Below are 20,074 nucleotides of genomic sequence, written 5' to 3'. Positions count from 1 at the left end.
GCGGTTCCGTTCCTGAATCAACATCATAGGATGGAATGTTGCCGCTGAGTAGCAGGAAAATGGGTCAGAATTTTTCTGCACGACGACGACGGGTACCGGCCCGTCGCCGCCCGGGAGTCAGATCACGCCGCAGGCGAGTCGCGCGCCGCCACCGCCAAGCGGTTGCGGATGGTCAGCATGGTTATCGCCGCCAACGTGCACCATCAACGCTTTGCCTTTGATCTCGCTCAGGGATTTGAGACGCGGTGCCACCACCGGATAGCTGGCTTTGCCGTCGTCAGTGACATACAGCGCGGGCAGATCGCCGAGGTGACCGTCAGCGTAGGGACCGAGGTGCTTGCCGCTGTTTTGTGGATCGAGGTGACCGCCCGCCGCGCCGGCCGCGACGGTTTTGCCTGCGGACTCGCCGGGCTCACAGCTGCCTTTGGCATGGACATGGAAGCCGTGAATACCGGGTTTCAGCCCGCTCAGGTTGGGCGCGAACTGCAGACCATACGGGGTTTCGCTGATGGTGACCTTACCAATCGACTCACCAACCCCCTGCGCCGTGACCTGATGCAGCGTCACCTCTTCTGACGCCGCCTGCGCACCGGCAGCACAGGCCAGCGCCAGAACAGCCATAATGGTTTTTTTCATAACGTCTCCTTACGGTTCAGATTCCCTCTAAGCCTGGACCGCTTTTGTCCAGGCTGCCGTAGTTTGACGCAGATTTACGCTTCAGGGCACATCATAACCCACTGCCGCCTTGCGAATACGGAACCACTGCTGGCGATCAAGCGTCAGTTCGCAGGCTTTCACCGCGTCGCTCACGCGCGCGGTTTTACCCGAACCGATGATTGGCAGCGGACGGCTGGGTAACTTCATCACCCAGGCGTAGACCACCTGTTCGATATTGCTGGCGCCGATCTCCTGCCGCACCTGCTCCAGCTCATCGCGCAGCGGCTGGCAGTGCGGATCGTTAAACAGGCGGCCGCCACCGAGGCACGACCACGCCATCGGCCGCATGCGCGTCTGCTGGCACTGGTCAAGCGTGCCGTCGAGCAGCGCCGACTGTTCCAGCGGTGAGATCTCCAACTGGTTGGTCACCAGGCTGAACGGCAGGCGGGATTGCAGCAGCGTGAACTGCGCAGCGGTAAAGTTGGAGACGCCAAAATAACGCACCTTGCCGCTCTGATGCAGCTGCAGGAACGCTTCGGCGATTTCATCGGCATCCATCAACGGATCCGGGCGGTGAATCAGCAGCAGATCGAGATAATCGGTGGCAAAGTGGCGCAGCGAGTTTTCCGCACTGTGCAAAATGTGGCTGGCTTCGGTGATGTAGTGACCGATTTTGTGCTCAGGTTTAGCGCGGGTCGCGATGCCACATTTAGTGACGATTTGCAGCTGCTGGCGCAGCTGCGGTGCCAGGCGCAGCGCCTCGCCGAATGCGGCTTCACAGCGATAGTCGCCATAGATGTCGGCGTGATCGACGGTGCTGATGCCCAGCGCCAGATGATGCTCAATGAACTGCACCAGCTGCTGTGGCGTCATGCCCCATTCCATCAGCCGCCAGTAACCGGCAATCAGCGGAGAAAACGTCGGTCCCTGCGGAGCAATAGGTTGCGGTTGTAACATGGTTAAACTCCCTTCTGCGCAATAGCGAAAGCGCGAGTATAACCAAATGCGCAGGCCGCGTTTTCTTAAAACAGCTCCGGTTGTTGTGGATCAGGATTTTCATCCACTTTTTGCTGGCGCTGCAGGCGCAACAGGCGCTGACGACACAGGCGCAGCACCTCGCGTTTTTGCGCATCACTGAATTTCATCCAGTTGAAGCGCTCTTCCCGGCTGCGCAGACAGCCACGGCAGTAGCCGCGCGCATCGCTCTGGCAGATACCGCGACAGGGGCTCGGAACCGGAAAGAACTCTAATTGCTCAGCCACATCCACTCCGCAATGAACATATCCACTCTTATTGATAACAGCTTAGTGACATAGTGCAAGGCATTAACCGCGAATACTGCTACTGTACGCAGCGACAGACACGCCTGCTTACTTCTGGGTGGCGTCAGTCAGGCCATCAATCGGGCGCATTGAGACGCGGTTAAGGTTTTCCTCATCTTTAATTCATACGATTGTCATATTCCGTTATTCCGATGAGTCTCCATGAAATTCACCTCTAAGTTACAGTGTCACGACAGCGGTTTTAATTTACTGGCCGCGCTGTTCTTTACCGTCGTACTTAATGCCCTGTTTTTACTGCGCGCATGGGAAATTATTCCTTATACCCGCCTCCACGATTATCTGTTTGCCGCCAGCATGCCGGTGGTGCTGGTCGCCGCATTTTATCTGGTGTTTTCGCTGCTGGCCTGGCCGTGGATACGCAAACCGCTGCTGATTGTGCTGATTCTCGCCAGCGCCGCGGCTAACTACTTTATGCACAGTTTCGGTACGGTGATCGACACCAACATGATCGAAAACGTGTTTGAGTCGAACGCGCAGGAAACCGGCGCGCTGATGAGCCGCAACTATGTTATCTGGATGCTGCTGATGGGCATTCTTCCGGCCGCGCTGGTGTGCAGCGTGCGGATCAGCAGCCGCCAGCGCTGGTGGTGGAACCTGCTGCAGCGCCTCGCCGGTGCGCTCGGTGCTGTGCTGATCATCCTGCTGATGGCCGTGCTGTTTTATAAAGATTACGCTTCGCTGATCCGCAACAATAAAGGGCTGGTGAAGATGATTACCCCAGCCAATATCGTCAGCGGCACCGGCCATTATGTCGATCAGCGTTATCTGCAGGGCAGTCAGGCGCTGATCAAAATTGGCGAGGATGCGAAAAAAGGGCCACTGATTGCCGCTGAGCAGAAAAAGACGCTGGTGGTGCTGGTGGTGGGCGAAACCGCGCGCGCGGAGAACTTCTCCCTCGGCGGCTACCCGCGCGACACCAATCCTCAGCTGGAAAAACAGCAGGTGATCTACTATCCCAACGCCAGCTCCTGCGGCACGGAAACCGCGATTTCGGTGCCCTGCATGTTTTCTAACATGCCACGCGAGCACTATGATGCCAATCTCGCCCATCATCAGGAAGGCGTGCTGGATGTGCTCGCCCATGCGGGCATCAGCGTGCTGTGGCGCGAAAACGACGGCGGCTGCAAAGGGGCCTGCGATCGGGTACCGCATACCGATATGACGCAATGGCGCTTGCCGCAGTACTGTCACGATGGCTTCTGCCTGGATGACGTGCTACTGCATCGCTTCGATAACTATGTCGACAGCCTGCACAATGACGGCATCATCGTTCTGCACCAGATGGGCAGTCACGGTCCGGCTTATTTCCAGCGCTACCCTGCGCAATTCCGGCGCTTTACGCCGACCTGCGACAGTAATCAAATTCAGGATTGCGATCATCAGGCGCTGGTTAATACCTACGATAACTCGCTGCTGTATACCGACGACATGCTCAGTCGTACCATTGATAAGCTGAAAGGCCTGAGCGATCGCTTCAACGTGGCGCTGGTGTATCTGTCCGATCACGGCGAGTCGCTGGGCGAACACGGCATGTACCTGCATGGCGCACCGTACCTGTTTGCGCCGTCGCAGCAGACGCACATTCCGCTGCTGCTGTGGATGTCGCCCGGCTATGCTGCGGCTTACCATGTCGATCAAACCTGTCTGCGCCAGCAGGCGGCAGACGCGGCGGTGTCGCAGGACAACCTGTTCCACACGCTACTCGGGCTGTTCAATATTCAGACGCAGCAGTATCAGCCGCAGCTGGATATGATCAAATCGTGCCAGAATCACGCCTGAGGATTGCATTAGACCGACTGGTCTAATACTCTGCCTGCCATGAACAAGACAGTGCAACGCAACGAAACCCGTGAACATCTGCTCGCCACCGGCGAGCAGGTTTGCCTGCAGCGCGGTTTCACCGGCATGGGGTTGAGCGAAATGCTGGCGCTGGCGGAAGTGCCGAAAGGCTCGTTTTATCACTACTTCCGCTCCAAAGAAGCGTTCGGCGTGGCGCTGCTGGAACGTTATTTCGTCAACTATCAGCAGCAGGTCGAACAGCAGCTGACCCGGCCTGGCCTGACGGCGCGCGAGCGTCTGCTGCAGCACTTTCGCTACGCGGAACGGCTGTTTATCGAGCAGGGCCACATCGTCGGCTGCCTCGGCGTTAAGCTTTCCGGCGAAGTGTGCGATCTGTCAGAACCGATGCGCGATGCGCTGCAGCGCGGTGCCAATGCTATTACGGCGGCTTACGCGCGTTGTCTGACGGAGGTCGCAGCGGAACAGCCGCTGCCCTATGGGCAAAGCCCGCAGCAGCTGGCGCAGCGCTGTTATCTGCTGTGGCTGGGCGCCAGCCTGCAGAGCAAAATTTCACGTGAGCCTGGGCCGATTAGCCTGGCGCTCGACACCATCGAACAGTGGCTTAATCACCGCTGATTTTTAAAAACGGCAATTTCTAGACGACCGGTCTATTACAGGAGTCATCATGGCGAGTAAACAGCTGTTCTCCCCACTGAAAGTGGGCGCGATTACCGTACCTAACCGCGTATTCATGGCGCCGCTGACGCGCCTGCGCAGCATTGAACCGGGCGACATTCCTACCCCGCTGATGGCGGAGTATTATCAGCAGCGCGCCAGCGCGGGCCTGATCATTACCGAAGCCACTCAGGTTTCGTTCCAAGCCAAAGGCTATGCCGGTGCACCGGGTTTACACACCGCGGAGCAGATTGCCGCATGGAAAATGATTAACGAAGGCATTCACGCCGCACACGGTCACAGCGCCGTGCAGCTGTGGCACACCGGCCGTATTTCACACAACAGCGTGCAGCCGGAAGGTAAAGCGCCGGTCGCGCCGTCCGCCATTGCCGCCGGCACCCGCACGTCACTGCGCGCCGCAGACGGCAGCGTGTACCGCGAAGATACCTCGATGCCGCGCGAACTGAGCGTGGCAGAAATTCAGCAGATCGTGAGGGATTTCGGCCAGGCCGCCGCTAACGCACGCGAGGCCGATTTTGACCTGCTGGAACTGCACTCTGCGCACGGCTATCTGATGCATCAGTTCCTCGCACCCGGTTCTAACCAACGTACCGATGAATACGGCGGTTCGATTGAGAAGCGCGGCCGTTTCGCGCTGGAAGTGGTCGATGCTGCGATTGCGAACTGGTCAGCCGATCGCATCGGTATCCGCATCTCGCCAATTGGCGCCTTCCAGAATCTGGAAAACGGTCCGGATGAAGAGGAAGCGGCGCTGTGGTACATCAGCGAGCTGGGCAAGCGCGGCCTCGCCTATCTGCACCTGTCTGAGCCAGACTGGGCTGGCGGTAAGCCTTACACCGATGAGTTCCGCCAGAAAGTGCGTGCCGCCTTCCCGGGTGTGATCGTCGGTGCCGGTGCCTATACCGTGGAAAAAGCGGACGATCTGATTGGCCGTGGCCTGATTGATGCGGTGGCCTTTGGCCGCGACTTCATCGCTAACCCGGACCTGGTGGCGCGTCTGCAGCAGGATGCACCGCTTAACCCGCAGCGTCCGGAGAGCTTCTACGGCGGCGGCGCGGAAGGTTACACCGACTACCCGACACTGTAAGTCAAACGCGACCGCAGCGGATGTGCGGTCGCGTGCTTTCTTCAGGGGATTCAGTCGCTATACTAAGCGGGTTCCCTGATGACTTTTAAAAAGAGGATGTTATGCGTTTACTTCACACTATGTTACGCGTTGGCGATCTGCAGCGCTCCATCGATTTTTACACCCGCGTGCTGGGCATGCGCGTGCTGCGTCAGAGTGAAAACACCGAATACAAATACACCCTGGCTTTCGTCGGTTACACCGAAGAGAGCGAAGGGGCGGTCATTGAGCTGACCTACAACTGGGGCGTGGATAAATACGACCTCGGCAATGCCTACGGCCATATCGCGCTGGGCGTGGATGACGTGGCAGCGACCTGCGACCGCATCCGTCAGGCGGGCGGTAACGTCACGCGTGAAGCCGGCCCGGTGAAAGGCGGCAGCACCATCATCGCCTTCGTGGAAGATCCGGACGGTTACAAAATCGAGCTGATCGAAAACAAACACGCCGGCAACGGCCTCGGCAACTAATGCCGTTAGTCAGCCTGTTAATTTGCAGGCTGGCTCCCCTCTCCTGCTGCACCCTGCGCCGATTTTTGCCATAATGCGCGCTGCCCCATTTCCTGCAATGAGATCCTGATGTCTGAATCGAACGCCTTAAACGCTCTCCATCAACGCTTTCGTGGTTTTTACCCTGTGGTGATTGACGTTGAAACCGCCGGTTTTAACGCGCAAACCGATGCGCTGCTGGAAATCGCCGCCACCACGTTAAAAATGGATGAGGACGGCTGGCTGCACCGTGATGAAACCCTGCATTTTCACGTCGAGCCGTTTGAAGGGGCGATTCTCAATCCGGAGGCGCTGGCGTTTACCGGTATCGATCCCAGCAATCCGCTGCGCGGCGCGGTGAGCGAATATGAGGCGCTGCACGCCATTTTCAAGATGGTGCGCAAAGGCACCAAAGACAGCGGCTGTAACCGCGCCATCATCGTGGCGCACAACGCCACCTTTGATCATAACTTCCTGATGGCTGCTGCAGAACGCAGCGGCATGAAGCGCAATCCGTTTCACCCGTTCGCTACCTTTGATACCGCGGCGCTGAGCGGACTGGTGCTGGGGCAAACCGTGCTGGCGAAAGCCTGTAAAGCGGCAGGGATAGATTTTGACAGCACCCAGGCGCACTCGGCGCTGTATGATACCGAGCAGACCGCCACGCTGTTTTGTGAGCTGGTGAACCGCTGGAAACGCCTTGGCGGCTGGCCGCTGGCGATGAGTGAAGAACAGGCTGAAGACGACGCACCGGCCTGATAGCCGCCAGATCACCGCCAAAAAAAGGCCGACATTGCGTCGGCCTTTTTCTTATTCCGCTTCTTTGTGCTTCTCAGCGGTTTCTTTGATCAGCGGTTGCAGTTCGCCGCGCTGGAACATCTCAACGATGATGTCACAGCCGCCGACCAGCTCGCCATCCACCCACAGCTGCGGGAAGGTTGGCCAGTTGGCGTATTTCGGTAATTCAGCGCGAATGTCCGGATTTTGCAGAATGTCCACGTAGGCGAAGCGCTCACCGCAGGCAGAGAGCGCCTGCACCGCCTGTGCAGAGAAGCCGCAGCTTGGCAGTTTCGGCGAACCTTTCATGTATAGCAGGATCGGGTTTTCTGCGATCTGGCGCTGAATTTTTTCAACAGTACTCATTTTTGCCTTCCTTAATCCTTCACTTCGTGTTTGTTTATTGTAGCGACTTCGCCCGGCGACTGAAAACGGGATTTTGCGTTAGCCAGTGCTAATCGCCATGTTTGTTAAGTTCGCACGCCACGAATAACATTTTCATATCATTAATAAGCATTAATCAATTAATAATTAGCAATAATTCCGCTGAGTTAAGCAGCTGAAATCGCTCATTTTTGCCACAGTTTCAGTACCGTGACAGATTAATGGAAAAAGACCTTACCTTTTGCAAAAAAAGTGGATTAGAATTGCCCCGGTGCTGATCGTCGATCAGATTTTTCTAACTTTACCGCGGTCTGGCTTCCTGCCGACGGCTTAACCTGTAACCGGACTATGCGTTTACTGATTACGCTTTTCATACTGGCTTTTGCCCAACTGTTCTTTAATGTGGCGGCGGCTTCTCCGCATGCGCCGGTTAATGCCAGTTTGCAGAAAGCGGAGAAAAAGAACGCGCGTGACGATGAGCGGCGCAAACGACGCCCGGTGAAAACCACCAGTAAAAAGTCACGTCTGACGTCGGTGCAAAAGTTCAAACTCAAAAAACAGCAGAAAAGCGAAACGGCACTTCAGCACACCACCAGTCGTAAATCCTCGCTTAAGCTCAGCGCGAAAAAATACGGTCATCAGCGCCTGGCGAAAAAATCCCGCGCAATCGCCGTTGATGATGAAGTGCAGCAGCTGAGCGGCATCAAAATGAGCAAAGCGCACCGCCAGCGCTACCAGAAAGCGCGGGAAACCGCGATGAACAAACTGATGGGCCAGTTAGGTAAACCGTACCAGTGGGGCGGCACCTCACCGCACACCGGCTTCGACTGCAGTGGCTTAGTCTGGTACGCCTACAAAGATCTGGTGAAATTCAAATTCCCGCGCACCGCCAATGAGATGTATCACCTGCGCGATGCGGCACCGATTAAGCGTGAGATGCTGGAGAAAGGTGACCTGGTGTTCTTCCGCATTAATAACCGCGGCACCGCCGATCACGTGGGCGTCTACCTCGGCAACGGCAAATTTATTCAGTCTCCGCGCACCGGCAAAGATATCCAGATTAGCGCCTTGGGCGAAGATTACTGGCAGAAGCATTACGTTGGCGCACGTCGCATGATGACGCCGAAAACCGTGCGTTAACCCAGCGTTGCGCAACAAAAAAGCCGGTAGCTGTCAGCAGCACCGGCTTTTTTATTAATGCAGAATGGCGGTAAAGCTAAAGGCAATGATCATCAGCAGCGCAGCTGCGGTGGTGGTTAATGCCAGCTTTAAATCGGTACTCATCACAACTCCTTAGTCACACAGTTTGCAGGGTTAAATAATTTTCGCACAGTGATGGGCAAAAATCTCGTGTTATCCGCGCAGCCTTGCTAGAATCGCCGCCTTTCGTTGCGCAACAGATTTAGCGCATGCTGTTTTGACAGCCTGCTGAAGGATGTTTCCCTGCCCGGTCACGCAGATTAGCCCGGATATTCCGGGCGCAAAACCCTTCACAGACGCAAACGTTTAACCATATACTTATCAGTCAGTTGCGATAAGTCCAGGAGTAGTATTTTCATGGCAACCATTAAAGATGTGGCGAAACGCGCCGGTGTCTCAACCACCACGGTTTCGCATGTCATCAATAAAACGCGTTTTGTCGCGGAAGAGACGCGTAACGCCGTATGGGAAGCAATCAAAGCGCTGCACTATTCCCCCAGTGCGGTGGCACGCAGTCTGAAGGTGAACCACACCAAGACGCTGGGCCTGCTGGCCACTTCCAGCGAAGCGCCCTACTTTGCTGAAATTATTGAAGCGGTAGAGAATCACTGCTTCGATCGCGGTTACACGCTGATACTCGGCAACGCGCACAATGATTTGCAAAAGCAGCGCGCCTATCTGTCGATGATGGCGCAAAAGCGCGTCGATGGCCTGCTGGTGATGTGCTCCGAATATCCCGACGATCTGCTGCAGATGCTGGAAGAGAATCGCAACATTCCGATGGTGGTGATGGACTGGGGCGAGTCGCGCGGCGACTTTACCGATACCGTGCAGGACAACGCCTTCCACGGCGGTTACCTCGCCGGCCGTTATCTGATTGAGCGCGGCCATCGCGACATTGGCGCTATTCCTGGCCAGATGGAACGCAACACCGGCGGCGGGCGCCATGCCGGTTTCCTGCAGGCGATGCAGGAAGCGGGCATCAGCGTGCGTCCGGAGTGGATCGTGCAGGGTGACTTTGAACCGGAGTCTGGCTATCAGGCGATGCAGCAGATCCTCAATCAGAAACAGCGCCCGACGGCGGTGTTCTGCGGCGGCGACATCATGGCGATGGGCGCGATTTGTGCCGCCGATGAGATGGGCCTGCGCGTGCCGCAGGATATTTCGGTGATCGGCTATGACAATGTGCGCAACGCGCGTTACTTCACCCCGGCGCTGACCACCGTGCACCAGCCGAAAGCGCAGCTGGGTGAAAAGGCGCTGGAGATGCTGCTCGACCGTATTACCAGTAAACGTGAAGAGCCGCAGACCATTGAAGTGCAGCCTACGCTGATTGAGCGCCGCTCCGTGGCCGATGGCCCGTTCCGCGATTATCGCCGTTAAGCCTGTTTCTCGCTGAGCCACTCGTGGTTCAGCGTCTCGGCATCACCCAGATAAGCAAGCAGCCACGCCAGCGCCGGTGACGCGCGCTGCTCAGACCAGCTGACGCAACACGGGCTGTCCGGAAACGGCTGTGGCAACGTCAGCTCTACCAGCGCGCCGCTGTCCAGCAGCGGGCGCGCCAGGTGGCCTGGCACCATGCCCACGCACAGTCCGGCCTGCAGGCAATCCAGCCCGGTTTCCCACTCCGGCACCACCAGCCGCCGCTGGTTATCCAGCGTCCACGTCATGCGGCGCGGCAGCGCGCGCGACGTATCTTCCAGCACCAGCGACGGCCAGGCACGCAGCGTTTCATCGTCCAGCAGCGGACTCTGTGCCAGCGCATGCTGCGGACTCACTACGCAGCGCCAGTTAAGCGCGCCCATGTCCTGAAAGGCGAAGCGGCCGCCGACCGGAATGGCCTGGGTAGCGCCAATCGCCACATCGACACGACCATCAGCCAGCGCGTCCCACACGCCGTTAAACACTTCGTAGCTGATGATCAACTCCATGTCGGGGAAATGGCGGTAAAAATCCTTCACCAGCTGGCGGGTGCGTTGCGGTTTGACGATGCAATCCACCGCGATGCTGAGCTGACCGCGCCAGCCGTTCGCCAGCTGCTGGCACTGACGGCGCGTGGCCAGCATTTTTTTGATAACAGATCGCCCTTCACGCACAAAATGCTCGCCGGCGGCGGTCAGCACCACTTCGCGATGCTGACGCTCGAACAGCGGCACTGCCAGCCAGCTCTCCAGCTGGCGTACGGTATAGCTGATGGCAGAGGGCACGCGATGCAATTCCTGTGCGGCGGCACTAAAACTGCCGGTGCGCGCCACCGCGTCTGCCACTTCAAGCGCATATTCCGACCACATATTTTTGCCTTCAAAAAATTTAACAGCACAATGCAAATATTAGCGTTTCACAAAGCTGCCTGCACCCTTTTACACTCCCCGCCGTTCAACCTGCCGAATGAGAAAAACCATGCTGTCATCAAAAGGATTTCTGCCTTACCTTGCCGTGCTGAGCATGCTCGGCTTTCTGGCGACCGACATGTACCTGCCGGCGTTCGGTGCCATGCAGCGCGACTTTGCCGCCACGCCGGGCACCATCAGCGCCAGCCTGAGTCTGTTTCTGGGCGGCTTTGCCTGTGCGCAGGTGCTGTGGGGCGTGCTATCGGACCGCTTCGGCCGTAAGCCAGTTTTACTTGCCGGCCTGAGTCTGTTTGCGCTGAGTTGTCTCGCCATGCTGTGGGTGACTGACGTCTGGCTGATGCTGGCGCTGCGCTTTGTGCAGGCAGTGGGCGTCTGCGCCGCCGCGGTGAGCTGGCAGGCGCTGGTGGTCGATCGCTATCCGCAGGCCCAGGCCAATAAAGTGTTTGCCACGATCATGCCGCTGGTGGCGCTGTCTCCGGCGCTGGCACCGCTGCTGGGTGCCTGGCTGATGGGCCATTTTCACTGGCGCGCAATTTTCCTCGCGCTGGCGCTGGTCACGCTGGTGCTGTTAATCGGCACGCTGAAGCTATCCGGTACGCGACGCGCGCATCATGACAACACGCCACAGCCAGGCTGGCTGACGCTGCTGGCGACACGCGCTTACAGCGGCAACGTGCTGATCTACGCCGCCTGCTCCGCCAGCTTTTTCGCCTGGCTGACCGGCTCGCCGTTTATCCTCGCTGCCGCCGGATTGAGCCCGGCTGATATAGGCCTGAGCTATATTCCGCAGACCATCGCCTTCCTGCTGGGCGGATTTGGCTGCCGCGCGCTGCTGAATCGCTTTCAGGGTGCGCAGCTGCTGCCGTGGTTACTGCTGATCTACAGCCTGAGCATTCTCAGCCTGTTTGTCGTGGCACTGATGACAGCGCCGCCGCTGGTGGCTCTGCTGCTGCCGTTCTGCGGCATGGCGCTGGCCAATGGTGCTATCTATCCGATTGTGGTGGCCAGCGCCCTCGCCCCGTTCCCGCAGGCCACCGGTAAAGCGGCTGGGCTGCAGAATCTGCTGCAGCTGGGCTTGTGCTTTCTCGCCAGCCTGATTGTCTCCGCCGGTCTGCAGCAGGCGCTGTTCCATACCACGCTGGTGATGGTGGCCACGGTAATCCTGGCCTGGGCCGGTTTCCTGTGGCAGCGCACCCCCCCCGCACAAAGTGATATTGCTCACGCTTCCCGTCCCTGCGAAGATAATTGCTAAGGCAACGATTATCGTTAGCAAACTAACGATAAGCCGTTGAATACTGACCCACGTGAGCATATACTCAGTGGGTCAGCATTTCTGCAACAAATCAATAACATAATAAGCGTATTTTTTAGCGACACTGTCGCTGGGATGGCGTCTGCACGATTTTCACCTCCGAAGTGGTGGCAGACTTTTCTATTCAGATTCATACCTCTGTAATACGTCGGCTAACGGGTGCACGGATTTTCCGTGAGTTCTCTCACAGGCCTGAGGAATTTGACTATCCTTTTTCTCAGGTTCAAATCGGCAAGGTGATGGAGAAGCTATGAGTTCATCGTGTATAGAAGAAGTGAGCCTTGAAGAAAACCAATGGTTTCGTATCGCCCATGAGTTACTGGAGCGGGCGGATATTCACATCAACGGCACACGCCCCTGGGATATTCAGGTCAGGCATGCGGATTTTTTTAAACGGGTGCTGCAGGAAGGATCGCTGGGCCTCGGTGAAAGTTACATGGACGGCTGGTGGGAGTGCGAGCGGCTGGATATGTTCTTCCACCGCGTGCTGAAACACCATCTGGATAAGCAGTTACCCCACCATTTTAAAGATACGCTGCGCATTGCCGCCGCGCGCCTCACCAATTTACAGTCGAAAAAGCGCGCGTGGATCGTCGGCAAAGAGCACTACGATCTGGGCAATGACCTGTTTTCACTGATGCTCGATCCGTTTATGCAGTACTCCTGCGGCTACTGGAAACGTGCGGAAACGCTGGAGCAGGCGCAGCAGGACAAGCTGGATATGATCTGTCGTAAGCTGCAGCTGGAACCGGGTATGACGCTGCTGGATATCGGCTGCGGCTGGGGCGGACTGGCAGAATATGCCGCGCGTCATTACGGCGCGAAAGTGCATGGCGTGACCATCTCTGCCGAGCAGCAGAAGATGGCACAGCAGCGCTGTGCCGGGCTGGATGTGACCATTCTGCTGCAGGATTACCGCGATCTGGATCAGCAGTTTGACCGTATCGTCTCGGTGGGCATGTTCGAACACGTCGGGCCGAAAAACTATGCTACCTACTTCGATGTGGTTGATCGTAACCTGAAACCAGAAGGCATATTTTTGCTGCACACCATCGGAGCCATCCGCACTGACATGAACGTCGATCCGTGGATCGATAAATACATTTTCCCGAACGGCTGTTTACCCTCGGTGCGGCAGATCGCGGATGCCAGCGAATCTCACTTTATCATGGAAGACTGGCACAACTTTGGCGCCGATTACGACACCACGCTGATGGCCTGGCATGCGCGATTCCAGGCGGCGTGGCCGCAGCTGGCGGAGAAGTATGGCGAGCGCTTTAAACGCATGTTCAGCTACTACCTCAACGCCTGCGCCGGTGCGTTTCGCGCGCGCGATATTCAGCTGTGGCAGGTAGTGTTTAGCCGTGGCACGGAAGGCGGTTTGCGCGTAGCGCGCTAACGTCGGGCAATAAAAAGGCGCTTATCGCGCCTTTTTTTATCACCGCTTACTCTGCGTCCGGCAGCGCCTGCGCCACCTGCACGGCCGCGGCCTCGCGCTGCGCCAGCACGCGTTCCACGGTGTCGACAATCGCCTGCGTATGCGGATCGATTTCGATATTTACCTTGTGCCCGAGTTTTTTCGCGCCCAGCGTGGTGCGCTCCAGCGTTTCCGGGATCAGATGCACGCAGAACTTGCTTTTGGTGACGTCGCCAACCGTCAGGCTGATACCATCAATGCCGACAAATCCTTTGTGCAGAATATATTTGATCTGCGCGGCATCCTGTAATTTAAACCACACTTCCCGGTTATGCTCGGACTGGATAATTTTACAGATTTCCGCAGTGGTCATAATATGGCCGGACATCAGGTGACCGCCAATTTCATCGCTGAATTTCGCGGCACGCTCAATATTCACCACGTCGCCCACGCGTAATTCACCGAGGTTAGTGATGCGCAGCGTCTCTTTGATCAGATCAAAGCTGACGCGATCGCCGTCGATGGCGGTGACCGTCAGGCAGCAACCGTTGTGCGCCACCGACGCGCCAAGCGCCAGACCGGGCAACAGCTCAGCGGGCAAACGCACGGTGTGGGTGCGAAACAACTCTTTCTCATCAATGGCGACAATTTCTGCCGTGCCCTGCACAATTCCGGTAAACATAATTTCAGCCTCTGCAAAGTTTGTGGCAGTTTATCACAGCTTGCCCGCCAGGGTTTAATTTGCCGGCGCGCAAACTTTACACAAATGGCGCTGCAAAATGCGATCAATGTTTGGCGGAAGTGCTGGCTACCGCTACACTAGGTCGCGCATTCTTCGGGGATTTCACCCCACTCTCGTCTTAAATTACGCAGGTGATACGTGCAGAAGTATTTAACAGAAGCGCGTCAATTGCTGGCCCTCGCGATCCCGGTCATCCTTGCTCAGGTGGCGCAGACCGCGATGGGATTTGTGGATACCATAATGGCCGGTGCGGTGAGCGCCACGGATATGGCCGCCGTTGCTGTCGGCACCTCTATCTGGCTCCCCGCCATTTTATTTGGTCATGGTCTGCTGCTGGCTTTGACGCCTACCGTTGCGCAACTCAACGGATCCGGGCGACGCGAACGCATTGCTGAACAGGTGCGCCAGGGTTACTGGCTGGCGGCTGGCGTGGCGCTGCTGATTATGGTGGTGCTGTGGAACGCCGGCTACCTGATTCACAGCATGCATGACATCGACCCGCAGCTGGCGGCAAAAGCGGAAGGTTATCTGCACGCGCTGCTGTGGGGCGCGCCGGGCTATCTGTTTTTCCAGGTAGCGCGTAATCAGTGCGAAGGGCTGTCAAAGACCAAACCGGCGATGCTGCTGGGCTTTCTCGGCCTGCTGGTCAACATCCCGCTGAACTATGTGTTCATCTATGGCCATTTCGGCATGCCTGCGCTCGGCGGCGTGGGCTGTGGCGTCGCTACCGCATCGGTTTACTGGGTGATGTATCTGGTGATGCGCTTCTGGCTGAAGCGTATGCCGGCCATGCGCGATATCCGCATGCACACGCGCTGGTCGCCGCCGGCGCGTGCCATCCTGACACGGCTGTTCACGCTGGGCTTACCGGTCGCGCTGGCGCTGTTTTTTGAGGTCACGCTGTTTGCCGTGGTCGCGCTGCTGGTTTCGCCGCTGGGCATTGTTAAAGTTGCCGGACATCAGATCGCGCTGAACTTCAGTTCGCTGATGTTCGTACTGCCGCTGTCGCTTGGCGTGGCGACCACCATTCGCGTCGGCTACCGTCTGGGACAGGGCTCGGCCGAACAGGCGCGCATCGCCGCGTGGACCGGTCAGGGCGTCGGCATCACCATGGCGGCGATCACCGCGCTGTTCACCGTGACCTTCCGCCACGATATTGCCGCGCTTTACACCGCCAATCCGGAAGTCATTACCCTGGCGGCACAGCTGATGCTGCTGGCGGCCATCTACCAGTTTTCGGATTCGATTCAGGTGATCGGCAGCGGCATCCTGCGCGGCTACAAGGACACGCGCTCGATCTTCTTCATTACCCTGATCGCCTACTGGGTGCTGGGACTGCCGGTGGGTTATGTGCTGGCGCTGACTGACTGGATCGTTGCACCGCTCGGCCCGGCCGGTTTCTGGTGTGGATTTATCGTCGGTCTGACTTCCGCAGCGGTGATGATGATCTGGCGTATCCGCCGTCTGCAGCGTTTACCGGCGCAGGTGATTCTGGCGCGCGCCGCGCGCTAAGTGGCTGAGCGGGCGTTTATTTGGCCCGCGGCGGTGAAAAAAACGACGCTTAGCACAGTTGCTGGTCAGTCGTCAGGAAAAATCACTTTTCCGCTTGCCAGCATCACGGCCTGCCGTTAATATTCGTCCCCGCTGTCGCCCTGACAGCGTGTTGCGCTCTTAGCTCAGTTGGTTAGAGCACCACCTTGACATGGTGGGGGTCGATGGTTCGAGTCCATTAGAGCGCACCAAGTGCGTCCGTAGCTCAGTTGGTTAGAGCACCACCTTGACATGGTGGGGGTCGGTGGTTCGAGTCCACTCGGACGCACCAGATTTCTGAAATGCGCTCTTAGCTCAGTTGGTTAGAGCACCACCTTGACATGGTGGGGGTCGATGGTTCGAGTCCATTAGAGCGCACCACTTTTGCTGTTCACTCCCTTGCGCAACTCGCCTTTCCTTGATCTGCGTCGGTTTTCTCCCTCTGCTTTTGTATTGGTTTTCGCATACTTAGCGATTATACTATGCCGCGTTGTTCCACCTGAAAGGTTTCAGCGCTAACGTGCCTATGCCAGCCACTTACAGAATTTGCGCAACACCGTCGCTACGGTCTTCCCGCCCTGCGCATAACTTCTCTGCACGCTTAGCCTTCGTCACCTATTCTTACTTCTGTATCACACGCACCAACATCAAACAGATTTTCACTTCGGTGCCAGGCGCATCGAATCCCGACCTTTATCATCCATCACAACTTACAGAAATCTGACATGAAAAAGACCAAGATCGTTTGTACTATCGGTCCAAAAACCGAATCCGAAGAGATGCTGACTCAACTGCTGGAAGCGGGCATGAACGTCATGCGCCTGAACTTCTCTCACGGGGATTATGCCGAACATGGTCAGCGCATCACCAACATGCGTGCCGTCATGGAAAAAACCGGTCGCCAGGCCGCGATTCTGCTGGACACCAAAGGCCCGGAAATCCGCACCATGAAACTGGATGGCGGCAACGATGTGTCACTGAAAGCCGGCCAGACCTTCACCTTCACCACCGATCAGTCGGTGATCGGTAACAGCGAGCGCGTTGCCGTGACCTATGCCGGCTTCACCGAAGACCTGAAAATTGGTAACACCGTGCTGGTAGACGATGGTCTGATTGGCATGGAAGTCACCGAAGTGACTGAAAATACCGTGGTATGTAAAGTGCTGAACAACGGCGACCTCGGTGAGAATAAAGGTGTTAACCTGCCAGGCGTGTCAATCCAGCTGCCTGCGCTGGCAGAGAAAGACAAGCGTGACCTGATCTTCGGCTGCGAACAGGGCGTCGACTTCGTGGCGGCTTCGTTCATCCGCAAACGCTCTGACGTGCTGGAAATCCGTGAGCACCTGAAAGCGCACGGCGGCGAGCACATTCAGATCATCTCCAAAATCGAAAACCAGGAAGGCCTGAACAACTTCGACGAGATCCTCGAAGCCTCTGACGGCATCATGGTGGCGCGTGGCGACCTCGGCGTGGAAATCCCGGTTGAAGAAGTGATCTTCGCGCAGAAGATGATGATCAAGAAGTGTAATAAAGCGCGCAAAGTGGTGATCACCGCGACGCAGATGCTGGATTCGATGATCAAGAACCCGCGCCCTACCCGTGCGGAAGCCGGCGACGTGGCCAACGCCATCCTTGATGGCACCGATGCCGTGATGCTGTCCGGTGAGAGCGCCAAAGGTAAATACCCGCTGGAATCGGTCACCATCATGGCGACCATCTGTGAGCGTACCGATCGCGTGATGAAATCCCGCATCGATTCACTGCAGGATTCACGCAAACTGCGTATCACTGAAGCCGTGTGCCGCGGTGCCGTTGAGACCGCTGAGAAACTGGAAGCGCCGGTGATTGTCGTGGCGACCGAAGGCGGTAAGTCAGCGAAGTCCGTGCGTAAATACTTCCCGGATGCCACCATTCTGGCTCTTACCACCAACCAGACCACCGCGCGTCAGCTGATCCTCAGCAAAGGGATTGAAACGCGCCTGGTGACTGAAATCGCCTCTACCGATGATTTCTACCGCATCGGTAAAGAGATGGCGCTGCAGAGCGGCTATGCGCAGAAAGGCGATGTGGTGGTGATGGTTTCCGGTGCGCTGGTGCCAAGTGGAACCACCAACACCGCGTCGGTGCACGTACTCTGATCGCGCCGGTGAGGTTTATTTAAAAAAGCGCCTTTCGGGGCGCTTTTTTTATTCCACGCCTCAGAGAGAAACCGGAAAATTCCAATCGATAATAACTATTCAATATCCCGCAGGATTAAGGTTAATCCGATTAAATCTCTCTGTTTTCGCTAAATATTTTCATCATGTTCTGCGAAATGCTGCTTCTTTGAGCGAACGATCAAATTTAAGCATGTTCTCATCAAAAATTTATTCTCAACTTAAAAAGCTTTGTGTAATACTTGTAACGCTACATGGAGATTAACTCAATCTAGAGGGTATAAATAATGAATCGTACTAAACTGGTACTGGGCGCGGTAATCCTGGGTTCAACTCTGCTGGCTGGTTGCTCAAGCAACGCTAAAATCGACCAGCTGTCTTCAGACGTTCAGACTCTGAACGCTAAAGTTGACCAGCTGAGCAACGACGTGAACGCAATCCGTTCTGACGTTCAGGCCGCTAAAGACGACGCAGCTCGCGCTAACCAGCGTCTGGACAACCAGGCTCACTCTTACCGTAAGTAAGAGTTCTGGTTTGAAAAATGGTGCCCTTGTGGCACCATTTTTTTTGTCCGGATTCTGCCGTCCGCTGGCCCTGAATCACGGTGTCGCCGCGGCTGCGCCCTGCGCCTGACTGATGGTGGCGGGTGTTGCGCCCTGCTGCGTCTGCAGCACTGCCGGTAGCGGCGTATCCTGATTCACCGGTTCCCCACTGCTCACCAGCACCGGCATACCTGAACGTCGTTCAATCGCCGCCTTAATCAGCGCACTGTCGCTCTTCGCACTCTTTATAAAGGCTTTCAGCGGCGCGCTCAGCGCAATCGGCATGGTCTGTGGATCGTCCTGCTCACTGTGCGATAACGGCTGGTGCACCTCAATGTAGCGTTTGCCGTCCGGCTCAATCGCGTACTTGATCGGCTGGTTGATCACCTGCACGCGCGTGCCCTGCGGCACGCTATTAAACAGCGCTTCGATATCGTCCGGGCGCAGACGAATACAGCCGGAGCTGACGCGCATCCCGATGCCGAAGTCGGCATTGGTGCCGTGAATCAGATACTGGCCGCTGCCGCGCGCCAGACGCAGCGCAAACAGCCCCATCGGGTTATCCGGCCCGGCAGGCACCACTGCAGGCAGCGTGATGCCCTCTTTGGCGTAGCGTTTGCGGATATTGACGGTGGGCGTCCAGGTTGGGTTAGGGATTTTCTGGCTGATACTCGTCACCATACTGGGCGTGGCGGCTCCCAGCTGGCCGATGCCAATGGGGTAAACCACCACGCGATCTTCCCCTTTGGGATAGTAGTAGAGGCGCAGTTCAGCCAGGTTGATCACGATACCTTCGCGCGGCGCATCCGGCAGCAGCATCTGCAGCGGCACGGTAAGCTGCGTGCCGGCTTTCGGCAGCCAGGGATCGACGCCGGGATTGGCTTCGAGCATGCCAAGCATGCCTATCTTATAACGCGCGGCAATGCTCTCCAGCGGCCGTTTGTCATCCGGGACGGTGGTCAGGGTGTTTTCGCCAATCAAACGGCTATCAGCGGCTGGCAGGGGGTATTCCGTAGCAAACGCAGGTGCAGACAGTCCGAAACAGGACAACAGCAATGCACCGGCTAAACGAAGCGCAGGTTTCATGCAATTTTCTCTTTGTCGGATGGAACAGACCCCGGTCAGGGCCGGGGTCTGGAGAGTGTAACTTAGCTGAGAGACTGTGCGTTATGCCGGATCGCGCGAATCATCGCTTCCAGCCCCTGCGAACGCGACGGGGTGAGGTGTTGCGTCAGGGCCAGTTCGCCAAACCAGTGGGCGACATCCAGCGCCAGAATCTCTGGCGCTTTCAGCCCCTGATACAGGCTAAACACCACGGCAATCAAGCCCTTAACGATGGCGGCATCGCTGTCACCTTCAAAGGCGATGGTGCCGTCGGCCTGCGGGGTCATCCGAATCCATACCTGACTCTGACAGCCGGAAATGACGTACTGCGGCTGGTGCAAGCTTTCAGAGGATTCTGGTAATTTCGCCCCGAGTTCAATGATGTAGAGGTACTTCTCTTCCCAGTTGGCGCAACGATTAAAGTTGCGCACCAGTTTCTCTTTTTCTGGCAGGTTTGCCATGCATAACTC

Annotated in this window: 21 protein-coding genes and 3 tRNA genes; 15 read left to right on the top strand and 9 right to left on the bottom strand. The window is 57.0% G+C overall.

The features are described from left to right. Positions 1 to 117: 117 nt before the first annotated feature. The 3 genes from sodC to MXF20_RS03335 form a co-directional block, all read right to left on the bottom strand. Entirely contained in the window at positions 118 to 636 is a 519-nt protein-coding gene (gene sodC / locus MXF20_RS03345) for a superoxide dismutase [Cu-Zn] SodC (protein ID WP_325967657.1), read from the bottom strand. An 81-nt stretch (positions 637 to 717) separates the two neighbouring features. Next, positions 718 to 1,614: an aldo/keto reductase family oxidoreductase gene (locus MXF20_RS03340; RefSeq protein WP_325967656.1), complete on the bottom strand. Its 897-nt coding sequence runs from the start codon at positions 1,612 to 1,614 to the stop codon at positions 718 to 720. A 65-nt stretch (positions 1,615 to 1,679) separates the two neighbouring features. After that, positions 1,680 to 1,919, bottom strand: a complete 240-nt coding sequence (locus MXF20_RS03335) for a DUF1289 domain-containing protein (RefSeq protein ID WP_021506211.1) — start codon at positions 1,917 to 1,919, stop codon at positions 1,680 to 1,682. Positions 1,920 to 2,141: 222 nt separating this feature from the next. Between MXF20_RS03335 and eptA the strand changes: the two genes are divergently transcribed. The 5 genes from eptA to rnt all read left to right on the top strand — a co-directional run bounded on the left by eptA (position 2,142) and on the right by rnt (position 6,848). Further along, positions 2,142 to 3,779, top strand: coding sequence for a phosphoethanolamine transferase EptA (gene eptA / locus MXF20_RS03330; RefSeq protein ID WP_325967655.1), 1,638 nt, complete (start codon positions 2,142 to 2,144; stop codon positions 3,777 to 3,779). A 39-nt stretch (positions 3,780 to 3,818) separates the two neighbouring features. Next, positions 3,819 to 4,415 (top strand): TetR/AcrR family transcriptional regulator, encoded by a 597-nt coding sequence (locus MXF20_RS03325; protein WP_325967654.1) that lies wholly within the window; start codon positions 3,819 to 3,821, stop codon positions 4,413 to 4,415. A gap of 49 nt (positions 4,416 to 4,464) precedes the next feature. Further along, the gene (locus MXF20_RS03320; protein ID WP_325967653.1) at positions 4,465 to 5,562 is read left to right on the top strand and encodes an alkene reductase; all 1,098 of its coding nucleotides are present in this window, start codon (positions 4,465 to 4,467) and stop codon (positions 5,560 to 5,562) included. Between the two features lie 101 nt (positions 5,563 to 5,663). Further along, the gene (gene gloA / locus MXF20_RS03315) at positions 5,664 to 6,071 is read left to right on the top strand and encodes a lactoylglutathione lyase (protein WP_325967652.1); all 408 of its coding nucleotides are present in this window, start codon (positions 5,664 to 5,666) and stop codon (positions 6,069 to 6,071) included. 108 nt (positions 6,072 to 6,179) lie between these two features. Continuing rightward, entirely contained in the window at positions 6,180 to 6,848 is a 669-nt protein-coding gene (rnt, locus tag MXF20_RS03310) for a ribonuclease T (RefSeq protein ID WP_325967651.1), read from the top strand. A 51-nt stretch (positions 6,849 to 6,899) separates the two neighbouring features. On the opposite strand, the gene MXF20_RS03305 is transcribed toward rnt, so the two are convergent. After that, positions 6,900 to 7,232 (bottom strand): Grx4 family monothiol glutaredoxin, encoded by a 333-nt coding sequence (locus tag MXF20_RS03305; RefSeq protein WP_021506217.1) that lies wholly within the window; start codon positions 7,230 to 7,232, stop codon positions 6,900 to 6,902. A gap of 366 nt (positions 7,233 to 7,598) precedes the next feature. Here MXF20_RS03305 and MXF20_RS03300 point away from each other — a divergent pair, with 366 nt between their 5' ends. Next, complete coding sequence (locus MXF20_RS03300) at positions 7,599 to 8,390, top strand: C40 family peptidase (RefSeq protein ID WP_325967650.1); 792 nt, start codon at positions 7,599 to 7,601, stop codon at positions 8,388 to 8,390. Positions 8,391 to 8,444: 54 nt separating this feature from the next. Here the strand turns inward: MXF20_RS03300 and MXF20_RS03295 are convergent, their stop codons facing one another. Continuing rightward, positions 8,445 to 8,534, bottom strand: a complete 90-nt coding sequence (locus MXF20_RS03295) for a YnhF family membrane protein (RefSeq protein ID WP_021506219.1) — start codon at positions 8,532 to 8,534, stop codon at positions 8,445 to 8,447. A gap of 273 nt (positions 8,535 to 8,807) precedes the next feature. On the opposite strand from MXF20_RS03295, the gene purR reads away from it, so the two are divergent. Further along, positions 8,808 to 9,833, top strand: coding sequence for an HTH-type transcriptional repressor PurR (gene purR, locus MXF20_RS03290; protein WP_325967649.1), 1,026 nt, complete (start codon positions 8,808 to 8,810; stop codon positions 9,831 to 9,833). Here the strand turns inward: purR and punR are convergent. Next, complete coding sequence (punR, locus tag MXF20_RS03285; RefSeq protein WP_325967648.1) at positions 9,830 to 10,741, bottom strand: DNA-binding transcriptional activator PunR; 912 nt, start codon at positions 10,739 to 10,741, stop codon at positions 9,830 to 9,832. The two genes, purR and punR, sit on opposite strands and share 4 nt — an antisense overlap. A 109-nt stretch (positions 10,742 to 10,850) precedes the next feature. Here punR and punC point away from each other — a divergent pair, with 109 nt between their 5' ends. Next, on the top strand, positions 10,851 to 12,053 hold the full coding sequence (gene punC / locus MXF20_RS03280) for a purine nucleoside transporter PunC (RefSeq protein WP_325967647.1): 1,203 nt from the start codon (positions 10,851 to 10,853) through the stop codon (positions 12,051 to 12,053). A 310-nt stretch (positions 12,054 to 12,363) separates the two neighbouring features. Then, positions 12,364 to 13,512, top strand: a complete 1,149-nt coding sequence (cfa, locus tag MXF20_RS03275; RefSeq protein ID WP_325967646.1) for a cyclopropane fatty acyl phospholipid synthase — start codon at positions 12,364 to 12,366, stop codon at positions 13,510 to 13,512. Between the two features lie 46 nt (positions 13,513 to 13,558). On the opposite strand, the gene MXF20_RS03270 is transcribed toward cfa, so the two are convergent. Beyond that, positions 13,559 to 14,212: a riboflavin synthase subunit alpha gene (locus tag MXF20_RS03270; RefSeq protein ID WP_325967645.1), complete on the bottom strand. Its 654-nt coding sequence runs from the start codon at positions 14,210 to 14,212 to the stop codon at positions 13,559 to 13,561. 198 nt (positions 14,213 to 14,410) lie between these two features. On the opposite strand from MXF20_RS03270, the gene MXF20_RS03265 reads away from it, so the two are divergent. The 6 genes from MXF20_RS03265 (at position 14,411) to MXF20_RS03240 (ending at position 18,482) form a co-directional block, all read left to right on the top strand. Then, complete coding sequence (locus MXF20_RS03265) at positions 14,411 to 15,784, top strand: MATE family efflux transporter (protein ID WP_325967644.1); 1,374 nt, start codon at positions 14,411 to 14,413, stop codon at positions 15,782 to 15,784. 153 nt (positions 15,785 to 15,937) lie between these two features. After that, positions 15,938 to 16,014 (top strand) — tRNA-Val (locus MXF20_RS03260). A 3-nt stretch (positions 16,015 to 16,017) separates the two neighbouring features. After that, positions 16,018 to 16,094: transfer RNA gene (locus MXF20_RS03255), tRNA-Val, on the top strand. Between the two features lie 12 nt (positions 16,095 to 16,106). Continuing rightward, positions 16,107 to 16,183, top strand: a tRNA-Val gene (locus MXF20_RS03250). Between the two features lie 344 nt (positions 16,184 to 16,527). Next, positions 16,528 to 17,940, top strand: a complete 1,413-nt coding sequence (gene pykF, locus MXF20_RS03245) for a pyruvate kinase PykF (protein ID WP_325967643.1) — start codon at positions 16,528 to 16,530, stop codon at positions 17,938 to 17,940. A 305-nt stretch (positions 17,941 to 18,245) separates the two neighbouring features. Then, positions 18,246 to 18,482, top strand: coding sequence for a major outer membrane lipoprotein (locus MXF20_RS03240; protein ID WP_007374746.1), 237 nt, complete (start codon positions 18,246 to 18,248; stop codon positions 18,480 to 18,482). 75 nt (positions 18,483 to 18,557) lie between these two features. Here the strand turns inward: MXF20_RS03240 and MXF20_RS03235 are convergent, their stop codons facing one another. Next, positions 18,558 to 19,586 carry a L,D-transpeptidase family protein gene (locus MXF20_RS03235; protein WP_325967642.1) on the bottom strand — a complete coding sequence of 343 codons (1,029 nt, stop codon included), beginning with the start codon at positions 19,584 to 19,586 and terminating at the stop codon, positions 18,558 to 18,560. A 62-nt stretch (positions 19,587 to 19,648) separates the two neighbouring features. After that, entirely contained in the window at positions 19,649 to 20,065 is a 417-nt protein-coding gene (gene sufE, locus MXF20_RS03230) for a cysteine desulfuration protein SufE (RefSeq protein WP_021506228.1), read from the bottom strand. Positions 20,066 to 20,074: the final 9 nt, after the last annotated feature.

Origin of the sequence: Pantoea dispersa (assembly GCF_035783935.1) — a bacterium.
Classification (GTDB): Bacteria; Pseudomonadota; Gammaproteobacteria; order Enterobacterales; family Enterobacteriaceae; genus Pantoea; species Pantoea dispersa_C.
The sequence above is the reverse complement of the archived record's forward strand: the minus strand, read 5'-3'. Positions and strand labels throughout refer to the sequence as shown.

Bases quoted from the DNA above. Each gene is read 5' to 3' on its own strand.
- sodC (WP_325967657.1), bottom strand. From the start codon at position 636: ATGAAAAAAACCATTATGGCTGTTCTGGCGCTGGCCTGTGCTGCCGGT.
- MXF20_RS03340 (WP_325967656.1), bottom strand. From the start codon at position 1,614: ATGTTACAACCGCAACCTATTGCTCCGCAGGGACCGACGTTTTCTCCG.
- eptA (WP_325967655.1), top strand. From the start codon at position 2,142: ATGAAATTCACCTCTAAGTTACAGTGTCACGACAGCGGTTTTAATTTA.
- MXF20_RS03325 (WP_325967654.1), top strand. From the start codon at position 3,819: ATGAACAAGACAGTGCAACGCAACGAAACCCGTGAACATCTGCTCGCC.
- MXF20_RS03320 (WP_325967653.1), top strand. From the start codon at position 4,465: ATGGCGAGTAAACAGCTGTTCTCCCCACTGAAAGTGGGCGCGATTACC.
- gloA (WP_325967652.1), top strand. From the start codon at position 5,664: ATGCGTTTACTTCACACTATGTTACGCGTTGGCGATCTGCAGCGCTCC.
- rnt (WP_325967651.1), top strand. From the start codon at position 6,180: ATGTCTGAATCGAACGCCTTAAACGCTCTCCATCAACGCTTTCGTGGT.
- MXF20_RS03305 (WP_021506217.1), bottom strand. From the start codon at position 7,232: ATGAGTACTGTTGAAAAAATTCAGCGCCAGATCGCAGAAAACCCGATC.
- MXF20_RS03300 (WP_325967650.1), top strand. From the start codon at position 7,599: ATGCGTTTACTGATTACGCTTTTCATACTGGCTTTTGCCCAACTGTTC.
- MXF20_RS03295 (WP_021506219.1), bottom strand. From the start codon at position 8,534: ATGAGTACCGATTTAAAGCTGGCATTAACCACCACCGCAGCTGCGCTG.
- purR (WP_325967649.1), top strand. From the start codon at position 8,808: ATGGCAACCATTAAAGATGTGGCGAAACGCGCCGGTGTCTCAACCACC.
- punR (WP_325967648.1), bottom strand. From the start codon at position 10,741: ATGTGGTCGGAATATGCGCTTGAAGTGGCAGACGCGGTGGCGCGCACC.
- punC (WP_325967647.1), top strand. From the start codon at position 10,851: ATGCTGTCATCAAAAGGATTTCTGCCTTACCTTGCCGTGCTGAGCATG.
- cfa (WP_325967646.1), top strand. From the start codon at position 12,364: ATGAGTTCATCGTGTATAGAAGAAGTGAGCCTTGAAGAAAACCAATGG.
- MXF20_RS03270 (WP_325967645.1), bottom strand. From the start codon at position 14,212: ATGTTTACCGGAATTGTGCAGGGCACGGCAGAAATTGTCGCCATTGAT.
- pykF (WP_325967643.1), top strand. From the start codon at position 16,528: ATGAAAAAGACCAAGATCGTTTGTACTATCGGTCCAAAAACCGAATCC.
- MXF20_RS03240 (WP_007374746.1), top strand. From the start codon at position 18,246: ATGAATCGTACTAAACTGGTACTGGGCGCGGTAATCCTGGGTTCAACT.
- MXF20_RS03235 (WP_325967642.1), bottom strand. From the start codon at position 19,586: ATGAAACCTGCGCTTCGTTTAGCCGGTGCATTGCTGTTGTCCTGTTTC.
- sufE (WP_021506228.1), bottom strand. From the start codon at position 20,065: ATGGCAAACCTGCCAGAAAAAGAGAAACTGGTGCGCAACTTTAATCGT.